Annotated in this window: 17 protein-coding genes; 9 read left to right on the forward strand and 8 right to left on the reverse strand. The window is 37.5% G+C overall.

The window, feature by feature from the left end; all coding sequences use genetic code 11:
• Positions 1–551 precede the first annotated feature (551 nt).
• The 3 genes from K8089_RS08430 (at position 552) to K8089_RS08440 (ending at position 4928) form a co-directional block, all read left to right on the forward strand.
• Positions 552–1028, forward strand: a complete 477-nt coding sequence (locus K8089_RS08430) for a hypothetical protein (protein WP_237602837.1) — start codon at positions 552–554, stop codon at positions 1026–1028.
• Between the two features lie 292 nt (positions 1029–1320).
• The gene (locus tag K8089_RS08435) at positions 1321–3744 is read left to right on the forward strand and encodes a TonB-dependent receptor (RefSeq protein ID WP_237602838.1); all 2424 of its coding nucleotides are present in this window, start codon (positions 1321–1323) and stop codon (positions 3742–3744) included.
• A gap of 59 nt (positions 3745–3803) precedes the next feature.
• Positions 3804–4928, forward strand: a complete 1125-nt coding sequence (locus K8089_RS08440) for a PepSY-associated TM helix domain-containing protein (RefSeq protein WP_237602839.1) — start codon at positions 3804–3806, stop codon at positions 4926–4928.
• Between the two features lie 93 nt (positions 4929–5021).
• Here K8089_RS08440 and K8089_RS08445 read toward each other — a convergent pair whose 3' ends face one another.
• Positions 5022–5423 (reverse strand): VOC family protein, encoded by a 402-nt coding sequence (locus tag K8089_RS08445; protein WP_237602840.1) that lies wholly within the window; start codon positions 5421–5423, stop codon positions 5022–5024.
• A 322-nt stretch (positions 5424–5745) separates the two neighbouring features.
• Here K8089_RS08445 and ku point away from each other — a divergent pair, with 322 nt between their 5' ends.
• Positions 5746–6525: a non-homologous end joining protein Ku gene (gene ku, locus K8089_RS08450; RefSeq protein WP_237602841.1), complete on the forward strand. Its 780-nt coding sequence runs from the start codon at positions 5746–5748 to the stop codon at positions 6523–6525.
• 2 nt (positions 6526–6527) lie between these two features.
• The gene (gene ligD / locus K8089_RS08455) at positions 6528–8945 is read left to right on the forward strand and encodes a DNA ligase D (RefSeq protein WP_237602842.1); all 2418 of its coding nucleotides are present in this window, start codon (positions 6528–6530) and stop codon (positions 8943–8945) included.
• A 71-nt stretch (positions 8946–9016) separates the two neighbouring features.
• On the opposite strand, the gene K8089_RS08460 is transcribed toward ligD, so the two are convergent.
• Together K8089_RS08460 and K8089_RS08465 are read right to left on the reverse strand one after the other, a co-directional pair.
• Complete coding sequence (locus K8089_RS08460; RefSeq protein WP_237602843.1) at positions 9017–9154, reverse strand: hypothetical protein; 138 nt, start codon at positions 9152–9154, stop codon at positions 9017–9019.
• A gap of 148 nt (positions 9155–9302) precedes the next feature.
• Complete coding sequence (locus K8089_RS08465; RefSeq protein WP_237602844.1) at positions 9303–9587, reverse strand: SemiSWEET family sugar transporter; 285 nt, start codon at positions 9585–9587, stop codon at positions 9303–9305.
• Between the two features lie 320 nt (positions 9588–9907).
• On the opposite strand from K8089_RS08465, the gene K8089_RS08470 reads away from it, so the two are divergent.
• Genes K8089_RS08470 through K8089_RS08480 form a run of 3 tightly spaced genes read left to right on the forward strand, consistent with a single transcriptional unit; the run spans position 9908 to position 12225 of the window.
• Positions 9908–10414, forward strand: coding sequence for a transporter substrate-binding domain-containing protein (locus K8089_RS08470; RefSeq protein ID WP_237602845.1), 507 nt, complete (start codon positions 9908–9910; stop codon positions 10412–10414).
• Positions 10411–11358: a cation diffusion facilitator family transporter gene (locus K8089_RS08475; protein WP_237602846.1), complete on the forward strand. Its 948-nt coding sequence runs from the start codon at positions 10411–10413 to the stop codon at positions 11356–11358. Before K8089_RS08470 ends, K8089_RS08475 begins: the two co-directional genes overlap by 4 nt.
• A gap of 18 nt (positions 11359–11376) precedes the next feature.
• Positions 11377–12225 (forward strand): SDR family oxidoreductase, encoded by an 849-nt coding sequence (locus K8089_RS08480; protein WP_237602847.1) that lies wholly within the window; start codon positions 11377–11379, stop codon positions 12223–12225.
• Positions 12226–12267: 42 nt separating this feature from the next.
• Here the strand turns inward: K8089_RS08480 and K8089_RS08485 are convergent, their stop codons facing one another.
• The 3 genes from K8089_RS08485 to K8089_RS08495 are packed head-to-tail and all read right to left on the reverse strand — an operon-like array spanning position 12268 to position 16095.
• Entirely contained in the window at positions 12268–13203 is a 936-nt protein-coding gene (locus K8089_RS08485) for a M14 family metallopeptidase (protein WP_237602848.1), read from the reverse strand.
• 1 nt (position 13204) lies between these two features.
• Positions 13205–14257 carry an ATP-grasp domain-containing protein gene (locus tag K8089_RS08490; protein ID WP_237602849.1) on the reverse strand — a complete coding sequence of 351 codons (1053 nt, stop codon included), beginning with the start codon at positions 14255–14257 and terminating at the stop codon, positions 13205–13207.
• Between the two features lie 2 nt (positions 14258–14259).
• The gene (locus K8089_RS08495; RefSeq protein WP_237602850.1) at positions 14260–16095 is read right to left on the reverse strand and encodes a flavohemoglobin expression-modulating QEGLA motif protein; all 1836 of its coding nucleotides are present in this window, start codon (positions 16093–16095) and stop codon (positions 14260–14262) included.
• Between the two features lie 353 nt (positions 16096–16448).
• On the opposite strand from K8089_RS08495, the gene K8089_RS08500 reads away from it, so the two are divergent.
• Positions 16449–17258, forward strand: coding sequence for a hypothetical protein (locus tag K8089_RS08500; protein ID WP_237602851.1), 810 nt, complete (start codon positions 16449–16451; stop codon positions 17256–17258).
• A 248-nt stretch (positions 17259–17506) separates the two neighbouring features.
• Here the strand turns inward: K8089_RS08500 and K8089_RS08505 are convergent, their stop codons facing one another.
• Positions 17507–17731 (reverse strand): PGDYG domain-containing protein, encoded by a 225-nt coding sequence (locus tag K8089_RS08505; RefSeq protein ID WP_237602852.1) that lies wholly within the window; start codon positions 17729–17731, stop codon positions 17507–17509.
• A 49-nt stretch (positions 17732–17780) separates the two neighbouring features.
• Positions 17781–18641 carry a formate/nitrite transporter family protein gene (locus K8089_RS08510; RefSeq protein WP_237602853.1) on the reverse strand — a complete coding sequence of 287 codons (861 nt, stop codon included), beginning with the start codon at positions 18639–18641 and terminating at the stop codon, positions 17781–17783.
• Between the last annotated feature and the right edge of the window lie 21 nt (positions 18642–18662).

An 18662-nucleotide genomic window follows, 5' to 3' on the forward strand; every position in this document is an offset into this window, starting at 1 on the left:
TACCTAACGGCATTACGCCCCAGCGGGGCAAAATATGGGTAGTCAAGAAATCGCAACCAAGTATATGTCCCGTGAGGACATAATATGTTTTAATCGAGCAATACTAATTTAAAACCTTTAAACCTTCATATACATTAGTCTACACCCTAGTCTAGATTCTAGTTTCCAGTAGCGAAGCGGTCTAGTATCTAGTAGCGAAGCGGTCTAGTATCTAGTAGCGAAGCGGTCTAGTTTCCAGCAGCGAAGCGGTCCAGTTTCCAGCAGCGCAGCAGTCCAGTTTCTCTCCCCGCACATTACTAAACCTTCATTATCATTAATTTGTGAGCAATGCCTGCTGTACATTTAACTATTTAACTAGCTGATATAGAGCCAATAATATTATTTTTAATATATTTGAATGAGTGCTTTAAGTACTTATCTCCTCACTTTATAAAATCCGGTTGCACGTTTTCGTTTGCTGTGGGTTTGTCATTTTAAATATTTCTATTTACGCGTAATGCCAATTAACTATGATACCTAAACCGTTTGATGGATCGTAAAAACCATACATTATGAATAATCTTAAAAATCTTGTTTACATTCTTACTTGTCTTTCCTTTTCAATTATTATTGGGGCTGCTTTTTATGAACATTTGGCTGTTTGGCCACGCGCGTTTTCGGCGATCCCAGCTTCACTTACAATGCATCAAGGAGGCTATGGTTTAAATGCCGAAGCATTCTGGAGTATCATCCATCCCATTACTTTAGCGCTATTCATTTTAACCCTTATTTTATTCTGGAAAACTAAAAGACGAATAAATTTATTGATTAGCTTACTTGGTTATTTACTCATTATTGCAGTTACTGGAATCTACTTTGTCCCCGAATTGGTGGCTATTACTACTACTGAATATGCTACTACAATAGATGAAGCCTTGACTAGCCGAGGGCAAATCTGGATTAATTTAAGTCTGTTGAGATTATTGCTAATAGTAGGATTAGCGGTTGTATTATTTTTCGGATTAACGAAATCCAACCTCAAAGCGTAACCGATACTAGTTAACTACAATAGCTGCTTCTGGCACCGATGAATTAAGCTGGTACAGCGAAAAGTGACATAAAACCAGTTAAATAGACGAAAATAATCCTCAAGATAACATCGTTTAATTTGGCTTTTAACGCGTCGCACGGCTTGTTGTATTAACTCGCCACCCAATTACCAAGAAACCACTCCCTTATAAATTCCTTATTTAGATTTATTATGAATAATTAGGATAATTCATTTCCAGGAAATACTTTTGCCAGAAATCAACTATTTTAATTCAGTCTAAATAAGTATCAATGAAAATAATTCAAAGCGTTTTTCTACTCGCACTAATCTCAACCTGCACATTTGCACAAAATGCCTCCATCACAGGTAATGTAATCGATAACAATCAAAGTCCGCTGCCCGGCGTAAACGTAATTTTATTAAATACGGCTAAAGGAACACAAACCGATATTAACGGAAACTTTACCCTTGCAAAACTCGAAAATGGAAATTACACACTTATGGTTTCTTACTTGGGATTCAAAACAAGGGAGTTGCCCGTTTCCCTGGCAGCCAATCAATCCCTTAACTTGGGTGCCATTATTCTTTACGAAGGAAATGAAATCTTAAACGAGGTGGTTATAAAAGCCGAACGCACCAATAAATTCTCCCGTAAACAAACGGCTTATGTTTCAAAACTTCCACTAAAAGATATAGAAAACACCCAAGTTTATAGCACCATCCCAACCGAACTCTTAGAATCGCAAGTGGTAACAAACTTTGACGATGCCTTAAAAAACGCAACCGGTGTTGAACAACTTTGGGCATCAACTGGTCGGGGAGGAGATGGCGCCGGATATTATTCGCTACGTGGCTTTTCAGTACAGCCGCAATTGGTGAACGGCCTTCCCGGCTTGACAAACGGTACCATCAATCCAGCAAACATTGAACGTATTGAGGTCTTAAAAGGGCCTTCGGCTACTTTATTCGGAAATGCTGTAAGTTCCTACGGCGGACTTATTAACGTAGTTACCAAAAAACCGTATGTGGGAACAGGAGGGGAGCTCTCTTTTACTTCGGGAACTTATGGACTTAACCAAATTGTGGGCGATTTCAACACTGCCTTGAGCAAGGAAGACAATCTGTACTTTAGAATAAATACAGCATTTACAACCGAACAAAGTTATCAGGATGCTGGCTTTAGAAAATCGTTTTTTGTGGCGCCCTCGCTTTCCTATAAAGTGAATAACAAACTCTCCTTTTCATTTTATGCCGAAATAACGCAGGCCGAACAAACAAATCCTACCTTTTTATTTTTAAACAGAAGCGCCCCAACGGAAGCAGATAATCTTGAAGCCTTAGGCTATAACAACAAGCTGTCCTTTACGAGCAACGATTTAGCCCTTCAAAACCCCAATCAGAATTATAGAATTGAAATGGATTACAAGCTGTCTAACGCTTGGCGATCGCAAACCTTACTATCTAAAAGTTCAACTTCAACCAAAGGCTATTATTCGTATTTATTCGATTATGGTATTTTAGGCGGTAATACCTTCACCCGTTTTATCAATAAACAGAATGCAAATACCCAAACTACCGATATTCAACAAAATTTTATAGGTGACTTTAAAATTGCATCGCTTCGCAATAGGGTAGTAATTGGCTTAGATTATTTTAACGCCACACAAACCGATAACGGAACCGCTTATGCCTTTTATGGCAACGTAAAACCCGATGGCACAGTGGTTAACGATAATCCGTTTACACAAGAAGTTGAAACCACGCCTTTTCCACTTTCTACCGCGGGAGTTGATGCTGCCTTGACAAATATGGCCGTAGGAAACAACAAGTCCAAATACCATATTTACAGTCTGTACGCTTCCGATGTATTGAATATAACCGATAATCTTTCGGCAATGGTAGGCCTGCGTTTAGATAGATTTGACAATGAAGGCGATTTAACTACTGCCGAAGATGATTACGACCAAACTACACTCTCACCAAAATTCGGACTGCTATACCAACCGCTTGCCGATAAATTAGCTGTTTTTGCCAACTACCAAAACGGATTTACAAACGTTGCACCCCAATTAGTTGGCAATCCAGATGATGGTGCGCAAACCTTAAAAACTTTCAACCCTGAACAGGCAAATCAATTAGAGTTAGGAATTAAAACAAACCTCTTTAACAACAGGTTAAACGCCACTATTAGCTATTACGACATTAAGGTTAAAGACCGTGTAATTACAGATCCTTCTTCACCATTTAATAAAATACAGGGTGGGGAAGTGGTAAGTAAAGGTTTTGAGGTTGAAGTAAACGCCAATCCATTCTCCGGACTAAACATTCGCGCGGGATATAGCAGTAACGATAGCGAAACCACAAAATCTGACAATACCGAAATTTTAAATAGACGTCCGTTAGAGGCAGGCCCAGAAACGCTTTACAACTTCTGGACCAGTTACGAATTTCAGTCGGGCAAACTCAACGGATTTGGCATAGGAGCAGGGTTTAACGGTGCTAGCGAGAGCTTTGCAATAAACTATAAATCTACTGGCGAATTTATTTTACCAAGCTATACCGTGGCAAACGCTTCGGTTTTTTACCAAGCAAATAAATACCGAATTGGCTTAAAACTAAACAACGCTCTTAATGAAAAATACTATAAAGGTTGGACAACCATCAATCCACAGATGCCCAGAATGCTACTCGCAAATATTTCATATCAGTTTTAATTAGCAGCAAGAAGGGTAATGCAATTTTTAATCGTGTTGCCCTTTTAAAATTTTAATCAATGACATTTAAAAAATTAGTATTTCAAATTCATAAAATACTCGGACTTTCAACCGGGGTGGTTGTTTTTATAGTAGCCATTACTGGCTGTTCGTGGGCGTTTAGAGATGAGATTGAAAGCTTGTACGACGATTATAAAAAAGTAGCGCCCCAAGAAACAGCTATCTTAACGCCCACCGAAGCTAAAGACATTGCAAAATCGGTTTTTCCGAATAACACCGTACACGGAACACTCTTTAAAAAAGCCGACGATGCAATAGAAGTTATATTTTACGACGCCAAACCTGAGTTTTATCAGAGTGTTTTTCTAAACCCGTATTCAGGAAAAATCATACAAGTAGATGACCATCTTTCAGGTTTTTTCGCCTTTATATTAAAAGGGCATATGCGATTGTGGCTACCAAAAGAAATAGGGGAACAAGTGGTAGGAGTTTCAGTATTGATTTTTATTTTAATCCTTATTTCAGGCTTTATTTTATGGCTCCCCAAAAGGCGGAAGAATCTAAAACAACGCACAAAATTTAATTGGAAAAAAACCACCAAATGGAAACGCAAGAATTTTGACTTACACGCTATTATTGGTTTTTACGTCTGTGCCCTGGCCCTGGTTGTAGCTTTTACAGGCTCGGTGTTATCCTACAATTGGTTAAAATATGCGCTGTACAAAACGGTGGGCGGGGAGAAAGAAGCAAGGTTTATCATCCCCGAAAATATAAGTAAATCGGTAGATACTTACGGTGTTAAACCAATGGATTTTTTAATTGCGAAACTTCAAAAAGAATCGCCCAATGCAACTTCCTACGAACTGCATTACCCTAAAACTCCCGATGAGAGTATTTATGTAGAAGTTTCAAATAGTGAAGGTTTATACTACAATGCCGATTTTCGTTTTTTTGATCAAAATACACTCGAAGAAATTGAAACTCCCAGTATTTATGGCAAATACAAAGACGCCAAAGTAGCAGATAAAATCCTAAGAATGAATTACGATATCCATATAGGCGCTATCGGTGGCATTGCGGGAAAAATTATTGCGTTTGTAGTAAGTTTGCTTATTGCCAGTTTGCCGGTTACAGGCACTTTACTGTGGTATGGCAGAACCTATAAAAAAAAGAAAACGCCCTGAACAAAGGCGCAAAAATATAAAACGCACGATTGTGCCCCATCATAGAAGCGGGCAATCGTGCGTAACCATTTAGCATAAAATAAATAGTTCAGTTTACTTTTTGTAATTAATCATCCAGCTTATTCCGTATTTATCGGTACATCTTCCGTAATGCGCCCCCCAAGAGGTTTTTTGAAAAGAAGTGTGAACCCTTCCAGACGCACTAAGCGTATTAAAAGTTGTTTTGGCTTCTTCTTCGCTATCCATATCTACTCCCAAATGTATATTGGTGCCATCTGTTAATGGAGTGTCGGGAGCCGCGTCATAACCCAGTAAGGTAAAGTCCTTACCGCGTAACTCTGCGTGCTGCCATTTGGTTCTATAATTGCCCGGAATATCAATTTCCTTATTTTCGTAGGTTTCCGTGTTTTTAATTTCCCCACCAAATATTTCTTGATAGAAATTAAATGCTTCCCGACAGTTTCCTCTAAAGGCTAAATAGGCTTCAATTCTCATAATAATGTTTTTTGGTTTTTAATTTATTAACCTAAAGCTACGCATTGACGAGGGAAGATAAAACTATTTATACCTTGTTTAACACCGACTGTTAAGGACGTATTAAAGCCTACTCGACGGGAATTTCAACTTTATAAAGCTACTTCTACTTATCATTAATTCCCGAATAAGGTAACACGCTCTTCTTCAAAAAAGTATTCGTATGTATATTTCTATTTCTGCTTTTTAAAAAGCTAAAGTATCGTGAAATAGTATCGCTTTTCTTATGAATAGTTTTATTTTTAATCAGACACTATTCATTTATTAATTCAAAGAAGAAATTATGCGATCAATTTGGAATGGTTCCATCAGCTTTGGCCTTGTGTCAATTCCTATTAAAATGTACACAGCAACCGAAGATCGAAGACTAGATCTAGATATGTTAGATGTTCACGATAATGCGCGTATCCGCTATAAACGGGTAAATGAAGAAACAGGGAAAGAAGTGGAATGGAAAGACATCGTGAAAGGCTTTAAAAAGGACGATGCGTACGTGATTTTGGAAAAGGAAGATTTTGAAAAAGCCAATATGAAAAAGAGTAAAACAATAGACATTGAAGAGTTTATTGATGAAGTCGAAGTAAGCGATTTGCTTTTTAAAAGTCCGTATTTTTTGGAGCCGCAAAAAGAAGGGGGTAAGAGTTATAATCTGCTTCGCGATGCTTTAAAGAAAACCGGAAAATTAGGGGTTGCAACTTTTGTAATGCGGCAAAAGGAAAACCTGAGCCTCATTGGAGTTTATAAAAATGTTTTGGTTTTACACGTAATCCGCTTTGCCGAAGAGATTCGCGATCCCGCCAACTTAAAACTTCCAGACACAAAAGTTTCAAAGAAAGAGGTGTCGATGGCCTTGTCATTAATAGACAATTACACCACTAGCTTTAAACTCGATAAATACAAAGACGTGTACAATAAACAGTTGATGAAAATAATCGAAAATAAAAGCACGGGTAAAAAAACCAAAATCAAGAAAATAGACACGACGCCTACTCCCGCAAACGATTTAATGGCCAAATTAAAAGCCAGTTTAGAACAGAAAAAAAAGAATGCTAAAGCCTCCTAATCGTGGCCTTAAAAAAATACATACAAAAACGGAAGTTTAACGATACGCCAGAACCTCGAGCCGAACTGGATAACGAGAACGGCATGCGGTTTGTAATACAGCGCCACCAAGCGCGTAGATTGCACTACGACCTGCGTTTGGAAATGGAAGGAGTGCTTAAAAGCTGGGCAATACCAAAAGGACCGTCGATGAATCCGGCAGAAAAACGATTGGCAATTATGACCGAGGATCATCCAGTTAAATATCTAACGTTTAAAGGCGTTATCCCAAAAGGCAACTACGGGGCAGGGGAGATGGATATTTGGGATAGCGGAACTTACAGTATTGCCGCTAACAAATCTGATGCCGACCCGCTGGAACAGTTGCACAACGGGGATTTAAAAATTGAATTCTTCGGAAATAAGATAAAAGGTAAATTCGCACTCGTCCACACCAAAAGAGGGACCGCTAAAAATCAATGGCTTCTTATTAAAAAAAAGGATGCATATGCAACTACCAGTGATTACGATGCCGAGACGTTTGCTTCTTTCGTTAATAAATCGCAATCCCAACAATCCTTTGACATACATAAATTTGTAAGCCCGATGCTTGCCAGTCCGGCGAAAAAGATTTTTAAAGACCCCGATTGGGTATTTGAGTTAAAATGGGATGGGTATAGAATGCTGGCGAATATATACAACCAGCAAGTAACGCTTTATTCGCGAAACGGAATTTCGTATAACAGCAAATTCGCTTTGCTTAAAAAAGATTTGGAACGTATTCCCCACAATTGTATCCTCGACGGCGAAGTGGTTATTTTAGATAAAGACGGGAAGCCAAACTTCCAAAAACTTCAAAATTACAAGTCGGAAAAAAGTGAAGGCGAACTGCGGTATTACGTTTTTGATATACTTCACCTAAACGGTCACGATACTATTTCGCTTTCTTTAATAGAGCGAAAAAGCTTCTTGCCCGAAATTTTAGAAGATTTAGAATACGTGCGTTTTTGCGATCATATTGAAGGTATGGGACCAACACTTTACAATCGTGCAATAGCCGACGGAATGGAAGGGGTAATTGCCAAAAAAGCCGATTCTACCTATGCTCCCGGCTACAGAAGTGAAAAATGGTTAAAAATAAAAAAAACCGCGACGGCGGAAGCTATAATTTGCGGCTACACAGAGTCTGAAAGTGGCGGCTCCCTTTTTGGCTCTCTAATTTTAGGAATGTATCAAGAAGAAAAATTGCAATATGTGGGCAATTGTGGCTCGGGTTTTTCCAATGCAGAGCAGAAGAAATTGTTGCAAAAAATGCAAGCCTTACAAACCGAAGAAAATCCTTTTGAAGGTAAACTGCCCTTAAAAGGAAGAATTCCACATTACATAACACCCAAATTAATATGTGAGGTAAAATTTTCAGAATGGACCAAAAATGGACGTATGCGACATCCCATTTACAAAGGTCTGCGCCACGATAAAAATATAACTGAAATAAACAAACAACCCACGAAAACACAGGCTTCCGCACAAACGAAAAACCCCACTTCGGGATTGGAAATTAACGGGGTAACGGTTCCGCTTTCAAATTTGGTAAAAGTTTATTGGCCCGATGCCGGATATACCAAATACGATCTTATAGACTATTATTTAAATATTTCAGAAACAATCTTGCCGTATTTAGTAGATAGACCTCAAAACTTACATAGGCATCCCAATGGGATTTTAAAACCTTCGTTTTATCAAAAAGACAACGAAACGCCTCCAGACTGGGTAGAAACAGTAAATATTTACTCGGAATCTTCTAAAAAGGAAATAGCCTATTTGCTTTGCCAAAACGATGCAACCTTGCTATATATGGCTAATTTGGGATGCATTGAAATCAATCCGTGGAATGCCACAATTCAAAACTTGGAACAGCCTACATATACGGTTATAGACATAGATCCTTCTAATAAAAACACTTTTGAAGAAGTAATTGAAGTTGCACAAGCTGTAAAAGAAGTGTTGCAATTGGCAAACATAGACGGCTATCCCAAAACTTCGGGTTCTTCTGGCTTGCATATTTATATTCCCTTGGGTGCCAAATACAGTTTTGAGCACGCCCGCGACTTTGCAAAACTGCTGTGTTATTATGTACACGAACGCCTGCCAAAACTCACTACTATGGAGCGCGCCTTAAATAAACGCGATGGAAAAATATACTTAGATTACCTACAAAACCGCCGCGGACAAACATTAGCGGCGCCGTATTGCGTACGACCAAAAAAAGGAGCTTCGGTTTCTGCTCCGCTTTCGTGGAGTGAAGTTGTTCCGGGTTTGGCAATCCTAGATTTTACAATTAAAACCATGCCCGCCCGAATTGCAAAAACTGGCGATATATTTAGCCCAGTATTAGTAAAAGGGATAGATATGGAGGCGGCAATAAATGCGTTAAACGCTTAAATTGAATGTACCCGTTAAACCCCATTAACTGTTTCTTAAAGTTTTAGTTTCTTCGAGAAACTCCAGCGGAATTATTTCTTTTCCTCAACCCCCTTATTCGGTCGTTTTGGCAAGTCGCGCTCCTTCTTAGTATCTTCCGGGTCTTTTTCGACTTCCCCATATTGATTGTGATCGCGTTTTTTATCGAAACCATTAGTTGTGTCTCCCATAATATTGTTTTCTTTTAAATTAAATTTCTTTTTGAATGTATTAATCGCAGCAACTGCTTAAAATTAAATGAATATTCGTTAAAAGATAAAACAATTAATTCAACTTTAAATTACTATTAAGTGGAATTTAACAGCTACTTTCCACGCCTTATTTAGGCCGTTTATAAAGAATTAGCATCACAAGCATTGATATATTTAATAAAAATGAAATGCCATTAAACAAAATAATGGGGATGTCATTTTTTAAAATTCCATACACCGTCCACAATCCAACTCCTAAGATTAAGATAGTAAACATAACCGGCGATATGTCGGCAATTTTTTTGGTTTTCCAAGATTTAATGATTTGGGGAAGAACCGCAATGGTCGTCAAAATTCCAGATAAATACCCTATAAGCTGTTCTATATCCATGGTTTCCTTTTGTATCTCCATTTTTCGGCAGAGATTCTAAAAATATATTTTTTACAATTACAGCAATCTTAATTAATTCATATTTAACAATGTTTCAGTAAATGATTGAAAAGAAATCGTTGTACATAAAGATTCTGAATCATTCGCCGCAAATTCAATAATCGCATTTTTCAATTAAAAAATACTATAAATTCACCGTTGTTGTATGTATTAACAAATGAATAACAAGCCTACGTTGTTAATTTTCTACTAAATTAAAAAATCGCCTTTTCATTTTTACTAATTTAACATTGGTTTTAAAGAACCCAGTTTTTAGTTCAATGTCTTAAAACGAAATTGAAATGCTAACACACCAAATTAAGAGTACAACTTGTAAGGAAAAATCGGCCGTATTATGGAGGAATAAAATATTTGAAATCCTTCGGCCTTGCCTGCTTTTACTAATTCTATCTATTTTTTTGAGTTGCGATTTTCCAAAAGATCCCAGCAACACCTACAATGATGCACGTGCCAATGGAATGAAAGTAGGCGTAGTAAACAATCCTCCGTTTACCAATACAACTAAGGACACCGTTTCAGGAAGAGAGATGCAAATTATAGCTGCTTTCGCGAAGCAAAATAATATAGCTATTGAGTATGTGGTCGCTTCAGAAACCAATTTAATAAATCTTTTAAAAAATAGAAAGATTCAAATTGTAATTGGAGGATTTACCAAAAAAACGGTCTGGAAAAAACACGCTGGCCTAACGGCTGCATATGACGGTACCCACGTATTTCTAGTCCCAAAAGGAGAAAATAGGTTGGTCTTTAAATTGGAAACGTATTTTAATAAAAACTTAAAGCAATGATTTTATCTAAAAGTTTTGAATTGCCTAATAGCTTGCGACAAGTGATGAAGGACGCTAAAAAACTAGAGTGGATAACCTTGGCGTACATGCTTTCCGTAATAGTGATTATGTTTTTGGTAATGGGCTCGTCGCAGGCGATGAAGACGGCTTGGTTAGAGGATGCGCTAAGTACATTGCCCGCCATAGCTTTTCTTGTTGCTACAAAAATATACGATAAACCTGCTACCAAAAAATATCCGTATGGATACCATAAAGTGTTTGGCATTTCCTTTTTAACAGGATCTGTTGCCTTGTTTGGAATGGGTTCGTATCTGGCGATTGATTCAATAATCTCACTCCTTGAAAAAAATAGACCCACTATAGGCACCATCGTTATTTTTAAACATACAATCTGGATGGGCTGGATTATGATTTTGGCGCTAATTTATAGCGCCTTGCCGGCAATGTGGTTGGGGTATAAAAAATTACCCCTCGCAAAAAAACTTCACAATAAAATATTACATACCGATGCAACCACCCAAAAAGCCGATTATATGACGGCCTTTGCCGCTATTGTTGGTATTCTCGGCATTGGTATTGGTCTATGGTGGATGGATGCGGCGGCGGCAATTTTTATATCGGTTTCGGTTATTAAAGATGGGTTTTCTAATCTAAAAAGTGCAATTGCCGATTTAATGGAAAGAAGACCGCAGGATGTAAATAACGAAGAACCAGATCCCTTAATTCAAGAAATCAGTGATAAAGTTAGCGCTTGGCCGTGGGTAAAAGACGTGCGGGTACGTTTCAGAGAACACGGGCAAGTGTATTTTGGAGAGATTTACATAATCCCAAAAACTTTAGAAAATGCAGAAAATTTACTAACTGCAGGAAAGAAAGAAATAGAGAGTTACCATTGGAAAATTTTTGATGTAACCCTTACCCTCGTAAAAAAAATTGAAACGTAATTTAAACTATGATAGAAAATGAAGAAAGATGAAAAAATACCCAATCAATCGCAATCTCAACCGGGAAAGCAGTCTAAAATGCATCCGAAGCCCGAAATAATTAGAAAGAATTACAAAGGCAGTGAAAAGCTGAAAGGAAAAATAGCTTTGATAACAGGCGGAGATAGTGGCATAGGAAGAAGCGTAGCAGTACACTTTGCACGCGAAGGAGCCAAGATTGCAATTGTATATTTAGAGGAAAATAAAGATGCAAAAACAACAAAAAAACTCGTAGAAGCTGAAGGCAGTAAATGTATAATTATAGCCGGTGATTTAAAAGATGCTGATTTCTGCAAAAAAGCGGTTTCGCAGTGTGTAAGCGAATTTGGCGGACTAAATATTGTGGTAAATAACGCCGCTATGCAATTTGCGAAAGATAGTTTTTCAGAAATAGATGACGCGCAACTTACAGAAACTTTTGAAACAAATATCTATTCCTATTTTAGGATTACGCGCGCAGCCTTAAATCATTTAAATGAAGGCGATTGCATAATCAATACCAGTTCTGTAACGGCATACCGTGGTAGCGACCATTTAATTGACTACTCGAGTACCAAAGGAGCCATTGTAAGTTTTACACGTTCGTTGTCTAAAAACCTAGCATCAAAAAAAATACGGGTAAACGGAATCGCTCCCGGACCAATCTGGACCCCCTTAATTCCTGCGACCCTAAATAACGTATCCGATTTTGGACGAGACACCCCTCTGGGACGTCCAGGGCAACCAAGTGAATTGGGACCGGCCTACGTTTTTTTAGCCTGCGAAGATAGCAGTTACGTTACCGGTCAATTTATTCACGTGAATGGGGGGGAAGTGGTAGGAGGATAAGTAGTAGTTTAGTTTTTACTTTTTTAGGGTTAAAACTTTTTTCTATTTTACTTCTGTTACTACAAAAAATCCGTCGTTACCTTGTTTTTGATATAGTGGCATAAAGATAAATGCATTCCAGTCGCTATAAATGGGTTGCCCGTTTTGATGAGCCAATAGCTCGCCTTTTTTAATGGGTTGAAAATTGCTATAGCCGGGTTCCATTTCAAAGTCATCATCGGTGCTTAAACCGTGGCGGTAGCATATTTCAAATGTTTTTTGGTTTTGCTTCTTTTCTAAAAGCAGTGCTGCAGCTTCGGGGTATTCTTGAAGCTGATTTAAATTGAGTTCGCAAGCATTGTGCAAGGCTAACCAAATAATTCCTTCGTGATTCATTTCGGAAGATTTGTCTTGGTGCTGTCCTCCTTCAAATACAAATCCTGTAATTCCTATTCGGCTTTCATAATGATCAATACAGCCCAATACGATATCAGAAAAACCGCGTATAATATAAGTTGGGAATTTATGCGCCCAAGCATCATTGTCATTTACCTCTTGCACTGAAATATAGGGGTCGCTGGCGGCCGAAGTAGTGTGACAATCCAGAAAATAGCGTTCGCTATATTGCGCTTCAGAAAACTGATTGAGCGTTTCAATAATCTCAAACATTTCTTTCTTTTCGTGACTGTCAATGTTTTCACTCGCAATGTTTTCTTTAGTCCAAGTGCGATTTAAATCTTCATCGATAAAACGCACTCCTTTTTGCAATGCTTTTTTATTTCCCGAAACTCCAACCACCTTGCCTTTAATTTCGGGAGTTTCTTTATTTAGCGTTTTAAACACCTGCTGTAAAGCTATAATTCCACTAGGTTCATTGCCGTGAATGCCAGCAGTAATAAATAACAACGGACCTTCTTTACCGCTGCTGTATTCTCCTATTACACGTGGTATGTTTTTCAATGCTTTTTCGTCTATATCTTTTTTAGCTGTACTTTTCATTTTACTCCATTGTTGCTAACTCTTTGTTCGTTAGGCTGTTTTTATAATATTTTTTGTATTCTATTTTGCGTTCAATTGCTTCCACAACAGTATCGGTAAAGGCGGGGAGTTTAATTTTTTCGCAGTAATCTAATCCTCCCGGACTCAACACATTAATTTCAATTAGTTTGTCGTTAACTATGTCCAGTCCAACGAAGAAAAGTCCATCTCTAATTAATTTTGGAGCTGTTAGTGAAACAATGCGTTCTATGGCTGGGGTTAGCTTGGCTTTCTTTGCTTTTGCACCCAGTGATAAATTACTTCTAAACTCTGTGTTATCACTATTTACGCGTCTAATAATAGCTTTTTCGCCATCTTCCTCCAGAATTTTGCCATTTAATAAAATAACCCGAACATCACCTTTGCTAACCTCCGGAAGAAATTCCTGGGCTATTATATATCCTTTGGCACTAATGGTTTCCACTATTTGATTGAGATTCTTTTTATCTTCATCTATTAAATATACGTCTTGGCCGCCAGAACCTTCCAAAGGCTTTAACACCATCTTTTTACCAACCTTTTCCCAGAATTTCAAGATGTCTTGCATATTGCGGGTTATTAAACTATCGGGTTTAATTTCGGCGGGTAATTCTTCAAAATAAAGCTTATCGATAAAGGCGTGGCTCATTGCAAAGGCGTCGTTTAAAACCAAAACCCCACTTTGCTGAATCATTCGGGCAAAGGCAATGCCGCTGTGTTCGGCCCAATGTCTATCTGAAGTTTCTTCGGTTGGATTGTTTCGTAAAAAAACTACATCCATACTCGTACTGGGTACGGCTTTGGTCTTTACTTTATCGTCCTGTACCTGTTTCCAAAATTCTTCAACCGTTTCGCCTTTTATTGTAGATGGAATCCTTTTACAGCGAAGGCTTATATTTTTATCACGATTGAAAATAAAATCGCCCACACTCATTACATAAACATCATGGCCACGTTCGTGAGCCTTTTTCAATATTACAACCGTCGTTCCACAAGCTTCGGTTTTTATGTCGCTAATTACAAAACATATCTTCATTATTATATTAGTTTAGATAGGGAGATTCCCTGTTTAAGTTTATTTATACGTTCTTTAAAATCTTTTTGCTGTAAATATCTAGGCTTTAAATGGGGTGGCTGCAATAATCCACGGGCAGTGAGATCGTTGATCATTGGCACGTGTTTTAATGCAAATTTTCCAGCCAGTAAAAACTCCAGATCGCCACCGGCTATTAGGTAATCGCGAAGATGAACTAAGCCTTTTAAATAAATGATATCTTTTAAAAAACCGCCTCCCTGAAACATTCTAGAGGTAATATTAAAAGCTCTTTCTTTTGAAAATTTGTGCGTGTTATACAGTAGGTGAAAAACAGTTTTAAAATCTGCATTGTCCATAAGGGCGGCACCTGCCAAAACGCGTCCGGCAAGAAGACGCAAACGGTTAGCGGAAAGCCCACCAATTAAATACTCCGAAAGTACGGCTATGCCTTCTTGCAAGGTGTCGTAATCTGCAAAGCCAACACTCAACTGACTCAACGGTTGTTGCGACCCGTTAAAGTGGGTGAGGACGTGGGTGCCTATCTCGTGCTGAATTAAAGCTTGTGCCTCTTTATGTGTTAAGGTGTAGTCTGCTGGTAAATAAAGCTCGCCGTTGCTCACCATCATTACATTTACGTCTTTTCGTATATGTACTTTACATTGAAAATTAGAATCCTGTTGCCTTAAAAATTTAAACTCTTTTGAAGCCATGTCGGCAAACGCTTTGGCATGCAATACTTTTGAATTATCGTCTTGGGTATCTTCAGGAATATTTTGAAGAATTAATTCGGCTTCGGTTAAAATATTTTTTTGAAGTCCTTTATATAATCTTACGCTACTGTAGAAAAAGTTTTTAGATCCGCGCTCCTTTAACATGGTTAATTGTTGGTCTAATTCTTCCCGTTTTTCATGAAAGAGGTGGGAGAGGGCAGGGTCGTCTATTTGATCAATTTCAAGGTTGTAGAGTTTTCGTTTTAAAATATCGGGATCTACGGGTAGCAGACGGTAATGATATTCTTCTAAATTTTTAAAATTGCTTTCAAAAAACCGTTTCCGCAAGCTTTGAATGTTCACAGGCGCCACTAATAACAAAAACTGATAGCTGTTTTCAATTTGGGTAAGCGCGCGATCAATTTTAAAAACTTCTTTGTGTATTTCGCGTTTTCCCAAGGCGTAATAACTGGCCAAATTGCTGGACGTTTGAACACGGATAAATTCAAAAACAGATTTCTGAATGGCTTCCGCAACACTTTCTTGAAACTGTCTAAAGTAAACAGGAAATACTTCGCCCTCGGCATCGCGATAAACGGGAGGTATTTCCAAACCAATTAAAGTTCCGCCACAGTCTTTAATTTTTGCAATACTCATTAAGGCAGCTTCCGATTCTTGTTGGCGTTGTTTGGTTTGTTCTATAGTAGCTGTTAGCTGCACGCCGTACGTTCTGCTTTTTACTTTTTCAAGCGCTTCCCGAAGTACTTCTAATGATACTGGCAGTTTGTGCGATGGCCCACGGATAACAAATTGGGTACTATCTTCAGCCCCGCTATATATTTCCATTAAAAAAAAGCTGCCAAAACGAGCGCTCATCTTTTTGGTAAGTTGCTTTATAAATTCTTGAAAATACTCAAAATGATCTGCGCCTATTATTAAATAACTCGCGCCGGTACGCGCGAGGCGCATTGTTGCTTTATCATTGGGCCTATTTCGGTAAACAAGTAAAAAAGGAACGTCGTGCTCCAAGAACAGATACCCGCCATAGGGAAGACTTTTAACCGTTCGTTGACCTGCTTCAAGTTCGCCAATTAATACTTCTTTTTCCGTAGTCGACGTCGCTTTCATTATACCTGTTTTCTGAGCTTTTTTTATTTGATTAGGTAATATAAAAAATATGCCAGTGCAGACTAATTGGTTTAATTATTATTTAACAGGGCTTTGGGAGGGTTTTATAAGTAAGGGCTAAAATAGATTTAAATAAAGGTCCAGCATCGTAAATTCGGCGGAATACATAATTAGCTTTTACAGCTATAAAAGCTTTTTTTCGGATTTCGAAATCGTATTTAAATTGCATAAAAATGCCTATGAATTTTTTTTTCTAAAATTTATTAACTATCATTATTATTGAATATTTTCGCCGAAGTTATAATTTGTATATAAGCAACTTATAAAAGCACAATTTTTAAAAACACAATAATATGAAACATATACTTACTTTTTTTATTATGGTTTTTTTTATCTCTGGATCTGCCCAAGTAGGGATAGGAACAGTTGACCCCAAAAGCGATTTACATATAGTTAAAACCGCTGATAATGATGGAGGAAGTATACAAATTGATGGCGGAATACGTTTAGGAGGTACTGAAACAACTCAAGGTTCCAAGGGAAAAGCTGGTCAAGTTATAATGAGTAATGGTACAACTGCGGGTTGGGTAACTTTGGGGAAAGCTGAAGGATATATTACTAACTGTGATGTCCCTAATAAAGTAGCATTTATTGACATTAATCTTCCAAACGGAAGTCCTTGGAATGAATATAATGTTTCCAGTGCTCAAATGACAACTGCACTTAACAGCTTAACCGACGGAGGTATTGTCGCATTGAGAACGAATTCAATTGTTACATATACTTCGGGACATACTAGATTGACTATAACACTTCCAAAGACAACCGATGTTTTAAACAAACCATTCGTAATAACGTTTGATGGTCCTAGTGGTTCTAATAATTTACTAGGCCATAATTCTATAATTCGTATTATAGTAAAACCTAATGCTAACGAGCCAAATTCTTTAATTTATGAATTAGGAGGAAATTTTATAAGTCGCACTATTACAATTGAGAGCTATCCATCTAACAATGAAGACTATAAGGTTTCTGACCTAGACAATGATTCTGGAAGTACTCAGCCCATTCTTTTATTTAACTCTTATACAATTAAAGCCATTAATACCAAAACTTGGGCATTTACAAATCGTGATTGTTATGTGCAAAATCCGACGCAATAAGGTAATTTATATTTTTAATTTTATTCAAGTCGTTTAAGGATAATATTATTAGTACAACAAGAGAAATGCGATGACGATATTTATAATATCGCTAAATAATGCAAAAACGTGGCTAATGACTATATTTAAAAAAGTCATTTCGTGTCCTATAATTTATATTATGTAAAATAGAATAATAGTAAAGCTACTTATCCCACTACCCAGTTTACCACATTATATAGACTATAAACATACTTTCTTAATTACTTCTATTTCACTAAATCATAACTCTTGATAAAAATAGCTGCGTCGCAAACATATTTCTCGCCGTTTACACCTACCATTAACCAATCCCCGGGTTTTCCCTTCATTGTGCCTTCTAAGGTTTCCACTTCAAAAGCTTCGTTTATTTGAACACATTTTACAGGAATCGGTTTTTTAATTGCTTTTTTAAAATTCAGCTTTGGCGTTTCCTTTTGAGTAAATTTCAGCATATAAAAAAATTTTCAGTCTAATAACAATAAAATAAAGCCTTAAATATATCTATCCCTTAACATCATAAACAAAGGCGCGATATTTCAGTAAAGCGACAAAAATAGCACCGCCTATGGCATTTCCTAAAAGTGCCAAAAGAATAAAATAAAGATAATCTACAAATGTTATCGCTGGCGAACTTATCCACCCCGCAAAAACTTCTACATTACCCACAATACTGTGATGCAGACCAGTAAAAGCTAATACCGCGGTAATAATAAATATTAAAACAATTCTACTAAACGTACTTTTTGAAGCAGCTATTAACCAAGATAGTAAACCCATTAACCAACCCGCTAAAATGGCACTTGTAAAAATGACGATATTGTTGTAATCAATAACATGAACGGCTATTTTTTCGACCGTTTCAAGATCGAATATCCGCATACGCGGACCTATCCAAACCAGTACAAAAGCAATAAGGTAACCGCCTATTAAATTCCCGAGAATAACGAGTCCCCAAAGGTTTAACAAGCTCCCAAAGCTTCTTTTTTTGTTGAGTACAGGAAGAGTAAGCAACGAGGTTTGCTCCGTAAATAATATAGACTGCCCTAAAATTATCATGATAAAACCTACTGGATAGACTATTGCCAGCGATTTTAAAATTGTGTCCTCTTCTACTTTTCCGTGAAGAAAGAAATACAACGCACAAATTAGCAAATAACTAAAACCAATCTCCAACCCCGCTGTAAGTGAACTAAGCAGAATACTTAACGCACTTTTATCATAAGTTTCCTGCCCATCTATTATTTGCTGTTTAAGTATTTCGCCATGCGATTTTGCATTTGTCAACTCAGACGACTTTGAGTTTTTTAACTCTTCGTCAATATTTTGTTGCTCTTCAGATTTACTCGTTTTAGATTCTGACATACGGAGATGATTGCGCAACTA

Origin of the sequence: Aequorivita vitellina (genome assembly GCF_022008365.1) — a bacterium.
Taxonomy (GTDB): domain Bacteria; phylum Bacteroidota; class Bacteroidia; order Flavobacteriales; family Flavobacteriaceae; genus Aequorivita; species Aequorivita vitellina.